The 19,098-nt window shown below is 42.9% G+C and carries 15 protein-coding genes; 14 read left to right on the forward strand and 1 reads right to left on the reverse strand.

The window, feature by feature from the left end:
• Window positions 1–53 precede the first annotated feature (53 nt).
• From ACPUEK_RS07805 to ACPUEK_RS07860, 12 genes are all read left to right on the forward strand, one after another.
• The gene (locus ACPUEK_RS07805; protein ID WP_425642848.1) at window positions 54–1,289 is read left to right on the forward strand and encodes a sirohydrochlorin chelatase; all 1,236 of its coding nucleotides are present in this window, start codon (window positions 54–56) and stop codon (window positions 1,287–1,289) included.
• A gap of 167 nt (window positions 1,290–1,456) precedes the next feature.
• Window positions 1,457–2,038, forward strand: coding sequence for a hypothetical protein (locus ACPUEK_RS07810; RefSeq protein ID WP_425642849.1), 582 nt, complete (start codon window positions 1,457–1,459; stop codon window positions 2,036–2,038).
• 639 nt (window positions 2,039–2,677) lie between these two features.
• Window positions 2,678–4,633 carry a methyl-accepting chemotaxis protein gene (locus ACPUEK_RS07815; RefSeq protein ID WP_067215048.1) on the forward strand — a complete coding sequence of 652 codons (1,956 nt, stop codon included), beginning with the start codon at window positions 2,678–2,680 and terminating at the stop codon, window positions 4,631–4,633.
• Window positions 4,634–4,891: 258 nt separating this feature from the next.
• A complete protein-coding gene (locus ACPUEK_RS07820; protein ID WP_425642850.1) occupies window positions 4,892–5,650 on the forward strand; it encodes a substrate-binding periplasmic protein in 759 nt (252 codons plus the stop codon).
• Between the two features lie 12 nt (window positions 5,651–5,662).
• A complete protein-coding gene (locus ACPUEK_RS07825) occupies window positions 5,663–7,708 on the forward strand; it encodes a putative bifunctional diguanylate cyclase/phosphodiesterase (RefSeq protein ID WP_425642851.1) in 2,046 nt (681 codons plus the stop codon).
• Between the two features lie 103 nt (window positions 7,709–7,811).
• Window positions 7,812–8,495 (forward strand): thermostable hemolysin, encoded by a 684-nt coding sequence (locus ACPUEK_RS07830; RefSeq protein ID WP_067037184.1) that lies wholly within the window; start codon window positions 7,812–7,814, stop codon window positions 8,493–8,495.
• Window positions 8,492–9,952 (forward strand): AMP-binding protein, encoded by a 1,461-nt coding sequence (locus ACPUEK_RS07835; protein WP_425642852.1) that lies wholly within the window; start codon window positions 8,492–8,494, stop codon window positions 9,950–9,952. Before ACPUEK_RS07830 ends, ACPUEK_RS07835 begins: the two co-directional genes overlap by 4 nt.
• Window positions 9,953–9,962: 10 nt before the next feature.
• The gene (locus tag ACPUEK_RS07840; RefSeq protein WP_425642853.1) at window positions 9,963–10,631 is read left to right on the forward strand and encodes a TenA family transcriptional regulator; all 669 of its coding nucleotides are present in this window, start codon (window positions 9,963–9,965) and stop codon (window positions 10,629–10,631) included.
• Window positions 10,632–10,642: 11 nt separating this feature from the next.
• On the forward strand, window positions 10,643–11,449 hold the full coding sequence (locus ACPUEK_RS07845) for an SDR family oxidoreductase (protein WP_425642854.1): 807 nt from the start codon (window positions 10,643–10,645) through the stop codon (window positions 11,447–11,449).
• Window positions 11,446–12,087 carry a tetratricopeptide repeat protein gene (locus tag ACPUEK_RS07850; protein WP_067215036.1) on the forward strand — a complete coding sequence of 214 codons (642 nt, stop codon included), beginning with the start codon at window positions 11,446–11,448 and terminating at the stop codon, window positions 12,085–12,087. Before ACPUEK_RS07845 ends, ACPUEK_RS07850 begins: the two co-directional genes overlap by 4 nt.
• Window positions 12,088–12,311: 224 nt before the next feature.
• Complete coding sequence (locus tag ACPUEK_RS07855; RefSeq protein ID WP_067037170.1) at window positions 12,312–13,901, forward strand: ABC-F family ATPase; 1,590 nt, start codon at window positions 12,312–12,314, stop codon at window positions 13,899–13,901.
• 114 nt (window positions 13,902–14,015) lie between these two features.
• The gene (locus tag ACPUEK_RS07860; protein WP_425642855.1) at window positions 14,016–15,386 is read left to right on the forward strand and encodes an HD-GYP domain-containing protein; all 1,371 of its coding nucleotides are present in this window, start codon (window positions 14,016–14,018) and stop codon (window positions 15,384–15,386) included.
• A gap of 12 nt (window positions 15,387–15,398) precedes the next feature.
• Here ACPUEK_RS07860 and ACPUEK_RS07865 read toward each other — a convergent pair whose 3' ends face one another.
• Window positions 15,399–16,394: a lipid A deacylase LpxR family protein gene (locus ACPUEK_RS07865; protein WP_067215031.1), complete on the reverse strand. Its 996-nt coding sequence runs from the start codon at window positions 16,392–16,394 to the stop codon at window positions 15,399–15,401.
• 388 nt (window positions 16,395–16,782) lie between these two features.
• On the opposite strand from ACPUEK_RS07865, the gene ACPUEK_RS07870 reads away from it, so the two are divergent.
• Window positions 16,783–18,645, forward strand: a complete 1,863-nt coding sequence (locus ACPUEK_RS07870) for a methyl-accepting chemotaxis protein (RefSeq protein ID WP_425642856.1) — start codon at window positions 16,783–16,785, stop codon at window positions 18,643–18,645.
• A gap of 183 nt (window positions 18,646–18,828) precedes the next feature.
• A complete protein-coding gene (locus ACPUEK_RS07875; protein WP_067215025.1) occupies window positions 18,829–19,062 on the forward strand; it encodes a DUF2789 family protein in 234 nt (77 codons plus the stop codon).
• The last annotated feature ends 36 nt before the right edge of the window (window positions 19,063–19,098 follow it).

Raw genomic sequence — 19,098 nt, forward strand, 5'->3', positions numbered from 1 at the left:
GTATTGACCCATTAACATAAGCGCTAAAGCGTTAAATAAACTTGAGAAAAAGCATGAGTAATTCAAATCCAGTAAAACAAAAAGGCATTATGATCTGTGGCCATGGAAGTCGCGATAAGGATGCGGAGCGCGAATTTGGTTTGGTGGCGGAAGGTTTGAAAAAACGCTTTCCGGATCTCCCGGTTGAATATGGCTTTTTAGAGTTTTCAGCACCGAACATTCATATGGGCTTAAACAGTCTACTTAGACAGGGGGTTGAAGACATCTATGCGATTCCAGGTATGTTGTTTGCTGCGACCCATGCAAAAAACGATATCCCATCCGTAATGACCACATTTCAAGAAAAGCAGGATGGCTTATCTATGCATTACGGTCGGGAGTTGGGCTTACAAGAAGACATGATTGAAGCCTTTCAAGCACGAATTTACGAATCATTAGGCTTGGATCCTCAGAATCCACCTAGTGAACTGTATGACACTATGCTCGTGGTAGTGGGGCGTGGTACATCAGACACTTCAGCAAATGCTGAAGCTGCTAAATTGACGCGTATCGTGAATGAGAACATGGGCTTTGGCTGGGCTGATACAGTGTATTCCGGCGTGACATACCCGTCTGTGGGTGTCGGTCTTGATAAACTGGTAAAGCTAGGATTCAAACGTATTGTTATTGCCCCATACTTCCTATTTACCGGACGCTTGATTAAACGTATCCAAGGTTATGTGGACAAAGTGGCGCAAGAGCACCCATCTATCGAGTTTATTCAAGCACATTATTTAAGTGATCACGAACGCGTTATCGATGCGTTTGTAAACCGCGTAAATGAAATCATGGACGGTTCATTGTTCAGCTCATCTGATGAAACGTTAATGAGCTCTTTTAAGCGTCGTCTAGCAGCAGGCGAAGTCGATGTGCATCATCATCATGCAGAGTTTGTAGACCCTCAAGACGATACTCACGGTTTATCTGAGTCCGACACGAAGCATGCGGTTAGCTTCGACAGTATTCATACGCTGGATCATTCCCATAGTGATCATGGACATTTCCATGCACATAGTCATTCTCACAGTCATTCTCACAGTCATGATCATTCTCATGGGCACAGTCATGGAGAAGGGCATCACCACCATGGTGTTTATAAACATATTGGCCACCCAATGGGGCCGCGTACCATGATCGGTGAGGGCATTTGCTGTTGCTTTATGGGGCAGTTTACCGAAGAAATTTTGGAGCAAGAAAAACACCGTATCGATGGGGATTGCACTAAAACAGCGTTAGCCCATAAGCGTTAACTCACAATGAGCCTCATTGCATTCATGGGGCTCTTTTAGCACAGTGAATGTGTCGCAGTATTTAATGCTCGTTCTAGTCGCAAATGGTATCGGTATGATAAAGTTCTTGTCTAGAAATACTAAGCAGCGACTTAGTGTCATGTAATTGATTTAACGGGGTACAGCAGGTGTCAGAGTCTCAACTTACGCAGGTTCAAAAACTGGATAAAATCCGTTCAGCATGGTTGCCTGCGGTAGAGTTTTTATTTGGAGTATCCAATGAAGAAGCGCAGTTTGTAGGCTTTGAAGTGGATTCAGATATTGCCAAGCCTGAAATACTTCTTGAGTCTGATGAGTTACCTTATCGCTATAAAATTCGTATGCCTGCGAGAGGATTTAGTAACGATGTTATGTTGCTTGCCGATGTCGTACAAGAGCTGGTACGTGGATTGTACCCACTTGGAAAAGAGGATAAAGCTTCGGTGTTAAGTGAAGGAACGGCTGTGTATGGTGCCATAACAGCCATTAAGCAGGTGTTTGGTGAAGAAACACTGGACTCTTATCTTAACGCCTTAAAAGATAACGGTTTTGCCTATTACGATGCTTTCTCATACGTAGCCGTGTTACTAACAGAAGACCCAAAAGCGATCGTTAAACTTCGTGAGATCAAACCATTTCTATACCAAGTTGAGCGTGAGGATTTTGCTGCAGTTGGCGTCGAGGTAGATCGAAAAATTGCAGATATTCTAACGTATACGTTTAGAACGTAAGGAAGAATAATCCTCTTTACTTTTCTGTTAGGGGTCAGCTAAATGAAAGATTGTGCGAGTGTTTACGCATGGTCATCAGAGTTGAGCTTTTTCGCTACAACACTTCACAATAATAAACTTCAAAGTTTTGCTTAGAAGCATTATGCTAGAGGTATCAAAATAAATGCGTAATAGATTGTTTTGTTTGAATAAAACAATTTTAATACATATGACCGATGCAGCTTAGAATGCTGACAGCAGCATCATTTTCTTATCCTTTACTAGTAGAAAAACTTGCCACTGCTCCGGTTAATACTGAATTAACACTTCGACATGACCTGAGCGCTGCTATATTTAGATGATTAGGTCGAATAATTATTGGTAAGGCATTTTTAACTTTTCGCTAGTCGCGTTATTTGAAACGATTGTTTTGGATAAGTGTTTTTTAAGTATTTTAAATTAGATTTTTCTAATTTATGGTATTAGGGCAATACTTTGGACTTTACTTGGCGTGTATGTGTGCATGTACCGCTCAGTTATGAATAAGGATGTTCTGGACAAACGCCTAAGTCGTCCAGCGCTATGTTTAGGACATAGTTCGATACGGCATTCTATTCTAAAAATTGGGATTAGCCCAAACTGAGAGTTTGAGAGGTACGTATGACAGTTCGTGCAAAAATCATTGCATTAGTCGCTGCTGGGGTTATTTTACCGGTATTACTGGTGTCTTTAGTTATCATTAGCAGCGTGCGTACTGATGCCGTAGATAAATTTGATAACCAAAGTAAATCTGAAATCAGCTATGTAGACGCATTGTTTTCAATGTACTTGAATAATTTGGCTGAGAACGCCGCGTTTTTTGCGCGAGCCGACGCAGTTCAAAATATTATGCCTAATAGCATTGAGAGCTATGCTAACCAGCCAGTTAAAAAAATGACGCCTGAGTCAAATTCGCCGCAAGAGCAAGCAGCCTTTTCATTGTTCGAAGATTTCGGAGAAACGCATCCTGACCTTGCTTACATATGGGTTGGCACAGCCGATAAAGGCTATTTGCAATGGCCGCACGGTAACAGCGGTGAAAATTATGACCCTACTAAAAAGGGCTGGTACACACAATCCATTAACTCTACTACTCCCAAACGCATTCCTGCCTACCGAGATACTTTTACCGGTGCGCCGCTAGTGGATTACTTGCAGCGCTTTGAAGGTAAAGACGGTGCCTATGGTGTAGTGGGTGTGGATGTGACATTACAGAAGCTGACAGAGTTATTAGCCACAGTTAAGTTTGGTGGCGAGGGCTATGTGGTGATGGTGGAAGATACCAATACTATATTAGCTGACCCAGCGGATCCTGAGAACAACTTTAAAGATATCTCTGACGCATCACGCCCCTACGCTTCTTTAAGCAGTAGCGATACGATCCAGACATTGACGATTGAAGGTGATGAGTGGTTCGCTCGAGTCTATACGTCTGAAGCGCTGGGCTGGAAGTTCATTGGATTAATCCCAAGCAGTGTAGTGTACGCGCAGGCGAATAACTTAATTACGAACATTGTTATTATTTCAGTCATTATGGTGATTATCTTCATCGTTATTGGTTCTTTCCTTTCAAGCGTGATTATCAAACCTGTGAAGGTTATGGCAGAGCGTTTAACGGATATTAGTCAAGGTGAAGGGGACTTAACGCAGCGTCTTGAAGAGCATTCAAAAGACGAGTCTGGACAAATGGCTCATGCGTTTAATCAGTTCGTGGCATCCATTGATAGTATCGTTGGGCGTACCAAAAACTCTTGTAATGAAATTGGTAAAGTGGCACATCATTCAGAAACACTTTCCGCTGATTTAAGTGGCATCGTCTCTAAACAAGCGAATTCAGTTGATCATCTTTCTGCCGCCTTTAATGAAATGGTTGCTACGGCTAACGAAGTGGCTTCAAACTGTAGTTCCGCTGCAGCCTCAGCTGAAGACAGTGAATCTCAAGTTCAAGAAGGTAATCGTTTGATTCAACAGACAATGGACTCACTTCATAAGCTTGAATCTGAAATTAACAGTTCAAATGAATCCATGGGGACGTTATCTCAAGAATCGAAGAATATTGTTGGCATCCTAGACACGATTAAAGCCATAGCAGAGCAAACAAACTTGCTAGCATTGAATGCCGCTATTGAGGCCGCGCGAGCGGGTGAACAGGGTCGAGGTTTTGCCGTAGTTGCTGATGAGGTTAGAACGTTAGCGGGTCGTACTGCGGAATCAACAGATGAAATTGATAAACTACTGACGCGCTTGCAACAACAAACTAATATTGTCGCAGGCAAAATGGAGAACAGTGTTGTGGTCGCTAACAGCTCAGTCGAGTTAGCGGGTCAAACATACCAAGTCTTCGAGCAAATATTGGCTTCAGTGTTGACCATTAAAGATATGATGATTCAAATCAGTGCTTCTGCGGAAGAGCAACATTTAGTGGCAGAAGAAATTAATAACAATGTATTGGTTATTCATGATGGTGCAAATGACTCCAGTAGTTTAGCGTCTCAAGTGTCTCATACCGCGGCGTCACTTAATGAGTTAGCAAATGAATTGCAATCGATGGTGAGTCGTTTTAAATCGAGTGAATAACTTTCTCTTATAAAGACGACATGATTAAAACCCTAAACCTTGGTTTAGGGTTTTTTTTATGTCCGCGACAGTTGATTTAGTATTGCTATATTAAGAGTGTTGGTTAGACATGGAAACGACATGCTACTAATGCCTAAACAGCTGCTCGACATAGGGAGCATGCTGCTTAGGTCAATTTAGTTGCTGCAGTGAAGCTCAAATGTGCTAGTCTTTAATGAGATATATCTTTTGAGCATAACAGATAATTAGAGCCTGAATATGAGCAAGTTTTTAACGTCTCTGATGATTCCCCTGATGCTTTCGTTTTCGGGCTTAGTCAAAGCAAATGACGTATATACGTTTTATATTGTGGATTACCCTCCTTATATTATGGCACCAAATAACGACTCAACGATTCATGGTATTGATATCGAGGTAGTAAAAGCTGCGTTTGATAGCCAAGGGGTAGATGTGACATTTGAGAGGCTACCTTGGAAACGGATTATTAAATCTATGCAAGAAGGCCGGATTGCAGGTACGGTATCTTGTTCTAAAGAAAAGGCCCGTGACGACTACATGCTTTTTAGTGCCCCAATTTCTTATGCTAGTCGAGTTGTGGTAAGTAAAAAAAGCTTAGATACGGGCACTATTAGAAAGATCACAGATTTAAGCCGATACTCAGTAGTGGCTGTCAAAGGTTGGGGAATGCAAAAAGAGTTGATCAACGGTGGCGTAGAGCATCAGGTAGCTCCAGATTTAGACAGTGCTTTAAAAGCTGTGCGATATCGAAATGTTGATGTGCTTTATATGGCTGAGTATCCTGCGCTTTATAATGTTAAAAAGCTAAAAATGCAGTCCGAGATCAAAATAAGCCCTCTTTTGGATGAAAAATCACTTCCACTATATTTATGTATCAGTCAACAATACCCTAATTCTGAACGTTTGAAGTTCGAGATGGACAACGGTTTAAGGACAATTAAAGCCAATGGTTTATACGATAGTATTGTGTCTGAGTATTTACAGGCCAGTGACAGGTAAGGAAACTCTTCATTGAAAATTGGACAGCGAATAGCGTATCAACAAGCTAAAATCATTCTTATTTCGTCTTTTCTGATTGGCGGTTGCTCAGCGCTAGTTCAATTCTACATGGATCTTAATCATGTACGTGATAACTTGCGTGCCAACGTGGGGCGCTCAATTGAATTGTATGTACCCAATTTAGAGCGAGCCATTTATAATTTAGATTCCATTCAGACACAAACAATTGCTGATACACTTATTAATGATCCTTTGTTTTACGATGTTCAGATATACGATGATTTCGGAGAGAAAATTGCCTCTGCTAGCGTCGAAAAAAAGCATCCAAAAAGTCTTCAGCTTGATGAGTACAGTTTTAATTTACTCGGTCTTCCAGATACGTTTAAAAGAACGATCACTATTAAATCGAGTGAAGAAGCAGACGGCTTGTTAGTCCTTAAATTAGATAAGCAATATGTTGCTAATGGCTTGACCAATCGCGCGGTGACCCTTGCGGTTAGTGGTCTGGTTGCTACCTTTGCATTGAGCTTGCTCTTATTTCTTGTATTCTATTACGTGTTATCTAAGCCTATTCAGCAGGTTTCTCGCTGGGTGGCAGAGTTGGATCAAGATCATCGCGGCTTAGCTCCGCCCTATGAAAAACAAGATGAATTGGGCGAGCTGGTGCAAAATGTTGAACAGATTTGGCATAAGAAAGACTTGGCAAGTCGACAGGTAGCAACGCTTGCTTATTTTGACCCATTAACGGATCTTGCCAACCGTCGTCGTTTTGTTGAACAACTTGATAAGGCTGTAGAGTTAGGCGTTAAGCAGCAACATGTTGGTGCGGTGATGTACTTAGATATAGATCGCTTTAAAACCATTAATGACTCTTTGGGTCACCAAGTTGGTGATCAGCTTTTGATGACCTTAGCACAACGACTAAAAGGTGTTATGCAGAAATCTGTGACCGTTGCTCGATTTGGCGGTGATGAGTTTGTTGTGATGTTGCCAGGATTGAGTACCGAAGAGGATGAAGCTGCAGAAAAAGCGATGTCTGTTGCCGCTGAGGTGGCCAGTATTATTGCGGTACCAGTACAAATAGGTCGAAATTTAATTCACTGTTCGGCCAGTATTGGTCTGACAACATTCCCGCAGTTGGACGACACAAGTAGTCAGGTATTGCGCAGAGCGGATACGGCTATGTATCGCATAAAAGCGGAAGGTCGCAATGGGTATCGATTTTTTGATGTCACCATGCAGCAAGAAGCTCAAAAACGTTGGCAGTTAGAAGAAGGGCTGTATAAAGCTGTAGAGCGTAATCAACTGGAAATTTGGATACAGCCGCAAGTATCTAATGAGTATGTCATTACGGGGGCTGAGGTGTTGCTGCGTTGGAGACACCCAGAAAAAGGCATGATATCGCCAATGGATTTTATCTCTGTAGCCGAAGAGTCTGGGCAAATAAGTGCTATTGAAGAATGGGTTCTAGAGGAGTCTCTGAGTTTATTGTCTCGCTGGCAAGCAACGAACCTGCCAAGCACATTCCGCCATTTATCTATTAATATTAGCCCTTCTCACTTTATGCAGGCAGATTTTATTCAACGCATGCTACCAATATTAGAAAGATACCCAGTCCCTGGTATTAATATAGAGTTCGAAATTACTGAAAACCTTTTGATTAATAATTTCAAGCAAGCCATTGAGACAATGCAAGTGCTGCAAGAAAAGGGTATTTCGTTTTCCATTGACGACTTTGGAACGGGCTACTCTTCATTGCGTTATTTAAATCAATTACCGATCAACGTGCTGAAGATTGATCGATCATTTGTTAGTGGCATAGCAAACCTTGATGACGATGCGCCGATTATTGATGTGATTCTATTAATGGCTAAAAAGCTTAACCTAGAAGTAATCGCAGAAGGTGTTGAAACTCAAATACAGCATCAATTTTTGGCCCAGAGAGAGTGCTCTTTGTACCAAGGATACTATTTTTCAAAGCCAATGCATCATCGAGACTTTTTTAACTTGCTGATGCAAGACAACGGGGTGATCAATACACCTTCTGATTACGTTTAATATCTGAGGAGCGATTCCTGTTTTCTACTAATATTACTCACCACATAAGCTTCCCATAAGGTTCGCGTTTTAGTCTGTACTTATTCAGTATGAGGAACAGACGATGCAAGAGCTTCTAGTTCAAGATCACCCAGTAAAAATGAACCGGCTTCAAGGACCAAAACAGTCCTTTGAATTTGTCATGGCAAAACATGAAGGGGTCATTCGGTCAGAGCTGGAGTGCTTTATCAAATCAGGCTTTAGTCAGTGTTACGAAGCGGATTTGAAAACCTTCCTTCCCTTACTGTTAGGTATCAAAACTAAGCAGCTGAGAGCCGCTGTCGGTGTGCGTCGCGCTAGCGAACCATTGTTTATTGAACAGTATCTTTCTAAGCCTATTACGCAAGTATTAGCCAATCATGGCATTTTGGCGGAGCGCTTTCAGATCGCTGAAATGGGCAATTTGTATTCGCAAAGTCCACGCTTTACCTTGCCTCTGATTATGACGGTTGTCATGGGGCTGTTTCTTACAGATGTGCGGTATTTAGCTTTTTCAGGCACTCATAAAGTACGCCAACTTTTGGGTACGATGGGCTTTGCGATGACGCATTTGTCGTCCGCGAAAGCCGAATGCGTAGGCACAGCTATCTCTGAATGGGGCCGATATTACGATAACGATCCCGAAGTCATGGTGTTAGACATTGAGGCTTCGATCAAAGTGGCTTATCAACGCAAAGAATTTCACGGGTTATTGTCCATAGTACAAAACCACTCCACTCAACTACTGACATCGTTACGGAGCTTATGATGTGGTTTAGTCATCCAGCATGGAGTCAGAACATTGCTTTAATCGACGCCGAGCAACGACTTACTTACGCTCAACTTGAAGCCGCTGTTCAGGCACGCAGTGATTGGCTGCTCAAGCAAAACGTGAGTCGTGTTGCTTTGTTATTGGATAATCAAATTGAATGGGTATTGTTTGATTTAGCGTGTCAGCAAGCAGGTGTATGTTGTGTTCCTGTTCCAGTGTTTTTTAGCGTACAGCAAACTGAGTATTTGTTGGAGTCCAGCGCTATTGAATTACTGATTGTTGAAGCTGAGCGGGCTGATGCATTTGCAGTAGCAAGTTTTGATACGCCTTTCAAAACGTTAAAGGCTCAAAGTTTCCAGCCACACAAACAGCCGGAATTGCCTGAGGGTACCCATAAAATCACCTTTACTTCTGGTACAACAGGAGCGCCAAAAGGGGTTTGTTTAAGTACCGATTCTCAGCTGGTTGTAGCGCGCTCATTAGTTGCTGCACTTGCTTTGCAAGACGTTAAACACCTGTGTTTGCTTCCTTTGGCGACGCTACTTGAAAACATAGCAGGTATTTATGCCCCCTTATTAGTAGGGGGTAGCGTGTATCTTGCTAGTCAGCAGCAACGTGGCTTTGAGGGGAGCCGAATGGTTCAACCGAAAGCGATGTTGGCGCTAATCAATCAAGTACAGCCAACCAGCTTGATACTGGTGCCTGAATTATTATCGTTTATGGTGCAGGCTTGCCATCAAGGCTGGCAGCCACCTGAGTCATTAGTGTTTATCGCTGTGGGAGGGGGTAAAGTATCTGCACAAATGCTGAGTAGAGCGCGACAGCTCGGACTGCCTGTCTATCAAGGATACGGCCTATCCGAATGTGCTTCGGTCGTGGCTTTGAATACCCCAAATAACGACCATCTTACAAGTGCTGGTACATTGCTTGAGCACAATGAGGCTAATGTCGTTGAGTGTGAATTAATCGTCAGGGGCAACCTCTTTTTGGGTTATATGAATCACCCTGAGAGCTTTTATCCAACCCAGTTTGCAACGGGCGATTTGGTTGATTTGAAAGCCAATGTATTAACTATTCAAGGTCGCAGAAAAAATATCATTATCAATTCTTTTGGGCGTAACTTTTCCCCTGAATGGGTTGAGTCAGAGTTACTTGCTAGTCAGATTTTTAGAAGCGTTGTGGTTTTTGGTGAAGCACGAGCTTATTGCGGCGCTATTCTCGTTCTTATGTCATCGGAAATTCCAGATGACCTTGTTAAAACTACGATAGAGCAGGTGAATGCAGGTTTGCCAGATTACGCTCAAATCAAAGGTTGGGTGCTTGCAATGGAGCCTTTTGAAGCGTCTGAAGGGCTTGTTACTGCCACAGGTAAACCTATTCGAGACGCCATTCTGGATCACTACAAAGATCGCATTAATGATTTGTACCAGTCCAACCATAATTCAGATTACTAGGAGATAGATCATGTCTTTGTACCAACGACTACAAAACGAGACACAAGTGGAACGTCATTATTTGGTGACATCTCCGATTATTCAGCGTTGTTTCCATGGCGAAGTATGTCTCGATGAATACGTTGCGTTTTTGTCCCAAGCTTATCACCACGTTAAGCATACCGTTCCTTTATTGATGGCTGTTGGGGCCCGTCTTCCAGAAGAAAAAGAATGGTTGCGGGAAGCGGTAGGGGAGTACATCGAAGAGGAAATGGGACACCAAGAGTGGATTCTCAATGATATCGCGGCATGTGGTTCGAACAAAGAAGCCGTTCGTGCAAGCCAGCCTGCTGCAGCCACTGAGTTAATGGTGTCCTATGCCTATGACATGGTAAACCGTGTCAATCCACTGGGTTTTTTTGGCATGGTGTTTGTCTTAGAAGGAACCAGTACTGCCTTAGCGGATAATGCCGCTCAACACATTCAAGACAAATTAGCTCTTAAAAGTGAGGCCTTCAGCTACTTACGTTCCCATGGTGCATTAGATCAAGAGCATATCGTATTTTTTGAAAATTTGATGAATAAAATCAATGATCCTAAAGAACAAGATCTCATCATTCATTGCGCCAAAATGTTTTTTACGTTGTATGCCAATATCTTCCGTAGCTTAGACTCTAAAGCTATGGTTCAAGCGGCATAAGAGAGGTCGTTATGGAGTGGAGTAATCAGCGTTGTTTACTGACCGGAGCCTCCGGTGGTATTGGTCAGGCGATTGCCAAGGCATTAGCGCAAAAAGGTGTAAGCTTAGTATTGGTGGGACGAAATAGCGCACGTCTGCATGCCTTAAAGGAGCAACTACCTGGAGAGCACCAAGTATGCTGCGCCGATTTGTCGAACGATCAGGAGCGCGAATCATTAGTAAGCAAACTGACTGAACAGGGTGGCGTGAGTATGCTGGTGAACAATGCTGGTATAAGCCATTTATCTACATTAGAAGATACCAGTACCGAAGTCTTAGAGTCTGTTCTTCAGACGAATCTGATGGTTCCGATGCTATTAACACAAGCGTTGCTACCTCAACTGAAGCAGCGTCGAACCACTCATATTATTAATATTGGTTCAACTTTTGGCAGTATCGGCTTTGCTGGGCAAACGGCTTACTGTGCCAGTAAGTTCGGTTTGCGAGGCTTTACCGAATCCCTGTTACGTGAGCTTGCTGATACCAGTATAAAGGTTTCTTATCTAGCGCCAAGAGCCACGGATACACAGATTAACAGTGATGCGTCATTTGCTATGAACAAAGCGCTCGGCAATCAAGTAGATACGCCTGAAATGGTTGCTAAACAATTTATGTTACTGCTAGAGCAGCATAAGACACGTGCTTTTATAGGCTTCCCTGAGCGCCTATTCGTAAAAATAAATGGCGCATTCCCATCATTAGTTGATAAAGCACTTATTAAAAAGCTCCCCATCATTAAGCGCTTTATCGCACCCACCTTGAAGGAGAAAATTCTATGAAATCTATTCTAAGTATTGCTCTTATCACCCTCGCTATGGCGTCAAATAGTTGGGCTGAAGAGACAGATAAAGGGCTTCAGACACTGCAGAGAACATGGGCGGAGATTAACTATTTAGTCCCAGACGATGAGAAAGAGGCTGCGTTTGCGCAGTTGATTGAGCAAGCGCAACAGAAGTTGAATGCGCATCCTGAAAAAGCAGAATACCGTGTCTGGTTGGGCATCATTCAGTCTAGCACCGCTGGTGCGAAGGGCGGATTAGGTGCGCTATCGTTAGCAAAAGAAGCGAAAAAGAGTTTTGAAGATGCGATTGAGCAAGACGCAACAGTGCTTCAGGGGTCAGCATTTACCAGCTTAGGTGTGTTGTATCATAAAGTACCAGGTTGGCCGATTGGCTTTGGTAGCGATAAAAAAGCCAAAAAGTTACTGCAACAATCTCTGAAACAAAACCCTAACGGAATAGACAGTAATTACTTCTTTGCTGAATTTTTATACGATGATGGAAAATATGAAGAAGCAAAAAAATATTTAGAGATGGCGCAAAGTGCTGCGCCACGACCAGACCGTCCTTTGGCCGATGAAGGACGTCATAAAGAGATCGAAGCGTTGTTGGTCAAAGTCAATAAGGCACTAAAATAGTTTGGTCATAGCCCTCTTTCTTTGCTCCCCTTCAAAGAGAGAGGATGCTATTTATGAGAGTGACCACACTCCTCAGGAATTCAGAGGCATTTTTAGCACAATAAACACATCAAAAATGATGACTTTTTCATCAATGCCATGGACATTTCACATACAGCCTTTATAGTACGCCCATCGTTTCATCGAGCGCTCAAAACAGTGCCTCCTCAATTTCTGGATTCCCCATGATAGTAGCTTCTAACGTTACCATGCAGTTTGGTAGCAAACCTCTATTCGAAAACATTTCTGTTAAATTCGGCGATGGCAATCGCTATGGTCTAATTGGTGCAAATGGCTGTGGTAAGTCGACACTGATGAAGATTCTTGATGGTAGCTTGACGCCGACAGCGGGTAACGTATCCGTCACCCCGAACCAGCGCGTAGGTAAGCTAAACCAAGATCAGTTTGCCTTTGAAGAATACAGCGTAATCGATGCGGTAATCATGGGTTATAAAGAGCTGTGGGAAGTTAAAAAAGAGCGCGATCGCATTTACAGCTTGCCAGAAATGAGTGAAGAAGACGGCTTGAAAGTAGCCGACTTAGAAGGTGAATTTGCTGAAATGGACGGCTACAGTGCCGACAGTAAAGCGGGCGAAATCTTATTAGGCGCGGGTATTGCAGAATCGTATCATTATGGCCCGATGAGTGAAGTTCCTCCAGGCCTTAAATTGCGCGTATTGCTAGCTCAAGCGCTATTTTCAAACCCTGACATTCTGTTGTTAGATGAACCGACCAACAACTTGGACATTGATTCGATTCGTTGGTTGGAAGAGCTGCTGAATCGCTATGACTCAACCATGATCATCATTTCACACGACCGTCACTTCTTAAACTCTGTTTGTACTCACATGGCAGACATAGATTACGGTGAACTGCGTGTTTACCCAGGTAATTACGATGACTTCATGTTGGCGTCAACTCAAGCACGCGAAACCATGATGGCCGCGAATGCTAAGAAGTCAGCGCAAATTGCGGATTTGAAGCAATTCGTAGCACGATTCTCTGCCAATGCGTCGAAAGCGAAACAAGCTACCTCACGTGCGAAGCAGCTTGAAAAAATTGAGCTAGCTGACATTAAACCGTCTAGCCGTCAAAACCCATTTATTCGTTTTACCCAAACGAAAAAGCTACACCGTCAAGCTTTGATTCTAGAGAATTTAGGTCATGGATTTGAAGGTGAAAAATTGTTTAGTGGCGCGAACCTGCTACTTGAAGCAGGTGCTCGTCTTGCCGTATTGGGTGAAAACGGTGTTGGTAAAACGACCTTGCTGCGTTGTTTGATGTCTGAGCTGGAAGCGAAAGAAGGCGTGGTAAAGTGGTCCGAGAATGCCTCATTAGGCTATTGCCCGCAAGACAGTACCGATCTATTTGATAATGATCTAACGTTGTTTGATTGGATGGTTCAGTGGCGTAAACCTGGCGACGATGATCAAGCGGTGCGTGCTACCCTAGGTCGTATGTTGTTTTCTGCAGATGACTTTAAAAAGAAAGCCAAAGTGTGTTCAGGTGGTGAGAAAAACCGCCTTATCTTTGGCAAATTGATCATGCAAGAAACCAATGTATTAGTCATGGACGAGCCAACTAACCATTTGGATATGGAATCTATTGAGTCATTGAACATGGCACTGGAAATGTATCCTGGCACGTTGATCTTTGTCAGCCACGACCGTGAATTTGTATCGTCGTTAGCAACTGAAATTCTGCACATTAAGAATGGTAAGGTTGAACACTTCCAAGGTAACTACGATGAATTTCTTTCGTCGCGCGAACTGTAAGTTGTGTCATAATTAAAAATCAAAGGGCTATTCATACATAGCCCTTTTTTAGTTTTATATAGATAGCTATTACGTTGAGTTGACAGTTTATTGCTTGAGCAAGGGGACATCCTTATGGAGTTATCCAAACTAAGCGCGCAAATCCCATTATCTGAGCTTGTTTTGTCGCTCACCACGGCCTTAGATATGACTGAAGGTCAGCCGCCAGAGCACTGTATTCGTTGCTGTTGGATCGGTATGCATCTAGGTAAACGCTTAGAGTTAGCCGAGCAGGACCTCCACGATTTATTTTTCACCTTACTTCTAAAAGACGCAGGCTGTAGCAGTAACGCCGCACGCATCTGCGAGCTTTACTTAACCGATGACCGAGCGTTTAAAAAAGATTTCAAAACGGTCGGAACGAGCTTATCGAGTGTTATTAACTTTGTTGTTCGTAATGCAGGTAAAGGGGAAAGTTGGTTATCTCGTATTTCCACTACGATCGATATTTTGAAAAATGGTGCAGACTATGCTCAAGAGTTAATTAAAACTCGTTGCTCGCGAGGTGCAGATGTGGCGCGTGAGCTGCGCTTTTCTGAGCCTGTTGCATTAGGTATTGCAAGTCTTGACGAGCATTGGGACGGACAGGGGCGTCCGGAGCAATTGAAAGCGGACCAGATTCCGCTTTATTCTCGAATTGCTTTAATGGCTCAAGTAGTGGATGTGTTTCAAGTAGAGCATGATTTGTTGGCAGCCATGAACGAAGTAAAGCAGCGCAGTGGTTCATGGTTTGATCCTTATTTAGTGACAGAAATGGAGGCACTGATTAAAGACCAAAGTTTTGTTGAAGGCCTGCATGCAGACTGCATTCGTCAGCAAGTTATGGCTCTGGGGCCAGCGCAAACACATGTGTTACTCGACGAAGAATATTTTGACTGTATTGTCAGCGCCTTCGGCAAAATCGTTGACGCAAAAAGTCCGTATACATCCGGTCATAGTCAACGTGTCGGGGTTTACTCGGCCTTGATTGCAGAGCAGCTGGAACTCAGTCAATTAGAATGTACATGGGTTAAACGTGCGGCTTTATTACATGATATAGGTAAGCTTGGAGTCAGTAATCAGATCCTTGATAAACCGGATAAGTTGGATGCCGATGAATGGCTTGCGGTCCAGCAACATGCGGCTAACACCGAGATAATTTTAGAGCAAATCACGCCACTGAAATCGCTAGCTAAAATGGCAGCCTCTCATCATGAAAAGCTAGATGGTACGGGATATCCGCGAGGCATAGCCGCTCAAGATATCCCGTTAATTACACGCATCATTACAACTGCGGATATTTTTGATGCGATATCTGCAGAACGGCCTTATCGTAGCGCTATGCCAGTATCAAAAGTGTTGTCAATTATGGAAGAAAACCTAGATACTGCGATTGACCGAACGTGTTTTGCAGCATTGAAAGCCTCTCTTGAAAGTATCCCTAAAGATTGGTTTGTTGAAGAGTAAAAAGGCTATTCTTCAGATTTGCCAAGCAAGTGTTAGCGTACCGTAGCGCGTTTCATTTCGGTATCGGTCTGATTGAGTTTGAAAAATATCAGAATGGTTTACCGCAAACGTGATTGCACTTTGCCCCCAAGAATAGGTCATGCCAAAGTTCAGGCCTAAAAACTCTCTATCATAGTCGACTGAAGCACTGTCTCGAAATGTGTTGCCATCAGTGAAAACTTGATTGAACACATACTCCGCTTCGAGTCCCGCATAAACGTACCATTCGCCATTCACCGCAATCGGATTTGTGGTACGCGAGTCCATTAGTAAAACACTGCCAAACGAATCTTTTAAGTCGCGTCCATAGCGCATGATAAGGCTACTATTGACAGAACTTTGAATCGTTCCCAGGTGTGCTTTAGCCGTGGCCAATACATCATAATTGTCTAATTCAGCAGCCCACGTGCGCCAGACTCGGCCGCGACCAAATTGAAATACCGGTTCATTTTTGAGCTGCGCGTCCCATCCTTGCGGTTGTTCAGAGCCTAAAATTTTATGCATGAGCTTTTGTGATGGTTCGCCTAGTGCCGCAGGGCCAACCACTCCAATGCTAGTGCTGATCATGTCAGCATGATTCTCTGCTAACGTGATGTACGAGCTGGTGATGGCTATCATCGCGGAGTAGGGAATATCATTTGGATCAGGTTGTTCTAATGATAAATCTCTGGGAGTGAATAATGTCTGACCAATGTTAAGTGCGTTAACAGCTCCTAGGTTATTCGACGAAGGCATAGACCACATCAAGGGAGCGACTAAGAAGTTGTGCTTTGGTGAACTTCCTGACTCTTCCAAGTCCGGAATACCTCCGCGTTCGTAGAGTGCTAAATACAGGCCGTTGGTATAGCCTTCATCTTGTTGAAGAAATAAATCGTTATCGACTGTAAGACTAACAAGGTTATCACTGGCATACATACTGCTACTTGCTAAAGTAAGGAAAGCAGCGCTGAGTAAGTTAAGTCGCTTCATAATAATCACTTATAGAGTAAATTCTGATTGAATATTTACATTATAGCGATTGAAGCTACTGGTAGAGTTTATACAGTAAGGACTCTGCTGAATAATTTTTGCAATAAGTCTTAATTTGATACTGGGTTTACAAAAATCGTCATCAATATTGGTCTACAGCCGTCTATTGATTCCTTTTACCTCTTTTTTCTACGTCGTATTCGGTCGCTGTTAGGGTTTAGACTGAAAGAATCGTTCTGATGTTTATGGTTACATGTAGTGTATCAACAAAACAAAGTCACACATTTCTTAACAAGCACCTTTTATTTTTGCTCTTTAGTCTGTGATAGACTGAAAAAAATGGACTTATATTGATTGATGGACTCCATTTTATAACGTCAGGTACAGCATGAAAATAAAGCAAAAACTTATCCTCAATACAGCGGTGGTCGTTTTGGCCATGGTGCTATTAGCTACATCATTTCTGGTCGCCGAGAACAGTTTAAAAGATTTGATTGTTGGTAAAGAGCTGGCGCAAAAACAAGAATCAAATATGCTGCTATTACGTCGCCATGAAAAAGACTTTTTAGCGAGAGATGACGTTAAGTACGTTGAGCGTTTCAACGAAACATTACAGCGTACAATGAGTCAGCAACAAGAGTTGGATCGTATGTTTGTCGACTTAGATATTAACTCGACTGACTTTACTGAGTTAGACAACTTATTCCGTCAGTATGGCGATAATTTCAAAGAGCTTGTTACGGCGAAGCAGACAATGGGGTTGACTCCAGAAGACGGCCTTAATGGGAACCTCAGAAATGCGGTCCATAAAATTGAAACCTCGCTCAACGAGTTAGATAAGGCTGAAATGCTTGTGACTATGCTTCAGCTGCGTCGCCATGAGAAGGATTTCATGCTACGTCTTGATATGAAATATGCTGAGCGTTTTGCATCGAAAATTAGTATCTTAAATAACCAAATCCAGAATGCTCAAATAGACGAGCAAACTAAAAATACGTTGATGAAACTCTCCGGTACCTATCAAAAAAGCTTCACCAATTATGTCGAGCAACAGCAACGTATCGGTCTAGGCAGTGATCAAGGAATACTTGGAAAGATGCGTAATACGATTCATCAGACGGAAAGTAAACTCCAGTTGATGGGGCAGAGCATGACGAATCAAACCGACCTGCTGTTTAGTAATATCCAAGTGGCTTTGTCTGCAATCATCGTCCTCGTTACGCTTGCAGTTATTGTTATAGCGTGGCGTATTAGTTGTTCGATTAATTACCCTCTTGCATTGATTCGAAATGCCATGCTTAAAGTTGATGAAACACGTGATCTGAATCTTCGCGTTTCGTACGATGCAAAGGATGAGATTGGCGATGTCGCACGTAGTATGAACCAAATGTTGGCAGGTTTTCAGACGGTCGTAGGCTCGGTCAATGACACAGTTATCAGTATGAACCAACAAACGAAAATGTTATCGGAGACCGCTGAGCGAACAGCGACAGACGCGGAGCGCCAACGCGATGAAACCGATATGGTAGCAGCGTCTGTTTCTGAAATGGTGGGAACCATCGAAGATATTTCTAGAAACATGGAGCTCGTCGCAGAAAAGACAAACTCTACTCAAAAAGGGGTGAGTGATGGCCAAGCTCGAGTGAGTAACGCAGTGTCTTTAGTGCATGATTTATCATCTCGTTTAGATAGCTCTATGGAGACAGCAGAAGCCCTTGCTCAAGAGAGTCAGAGTATTGGTACGGTGCTTAATGTGATCCAAGGTATTGCCGAGCAAACTAATCTATTGGCGTTGAACGCCGCGATTGAAGCTGCTCGAGCTGGGGAGCAAGGTCGTGGTTTTGCAGTGGTGGCGGATGAAGTGCGCGCTCTTGCTAGCCGGACACACGACGCAACCGTTGAAATTTCAGATATTATTTCATCATTACAAAATCGTACTCAAGGGATTGTCACTATCATGAAAGAATGTGGTGCAGATGGTCTACGCAGTAGCGAAGAAGCGTCTGTGATTGGTGATGTGTTGGTGCGTATTACCGATGAGATAAATGAGATTGCCGATATGGCTCACTCTGTGGCCTCTGCGATTGGACAACAGTCGATTGCAGCAAATGAAATCAATCAAAATGTAACGGTTATTCGTGAAATTTCAATGGATACCAGTGAAGCGGTAAGGTTGAACTCTAAGTCCAGTGTTGAGATTTCTGGGCAGGCTCATCATCTTGAAGATGTTATTTCTCGGTTTAAAATTTAGTCCATTGATAAAAACTGTTTGAAAAGTAAGCACCCAACGTTGGGATTTTCAATTTTTGGGGCTTTTTTCGTCTATTAATTGTAAAAGCTCGGTTTATTAAACTCATAATTTAGCGTGATGTTTTTTTTTCATCTAGGCTTTTATTTTTAGTGAAACGTAAGTTACAGCGACTTGGAGGAGACTATGGAATTTCAAACTTATTCACTGAATGCACTATTCCAGCAGTTAGAGCTAGACGACTCTAAAGGGGGGGTTGAGAAGTTGGTGGTTAGTATTGCCCCAGTGCCAAGTAACCAAGCGTTGTGGGAGGCTCCACAATGGACTGATCAACAAGCGGATAGACTACGACAGTTATATGAAGAAGAAGCTCAATGGTCACATGCTTTCGAGCAATTAGAGCTGTTATTGAGGGCGTAAATAAGATAACGGCACCAAAAGCGCCGTTATCTAGTA

The sequence above is a fragment of the Marinomonas gallaica genome, assembly GCF_049821165.1.
In the GTDB taxonomy this organism is placed as follows: Bacteria; Pseudomonadota; Gammaproteobacteria; order Pseudomonadales; family Marinomonadaceae; genus Marinomonas; species Marinomonas gallaica.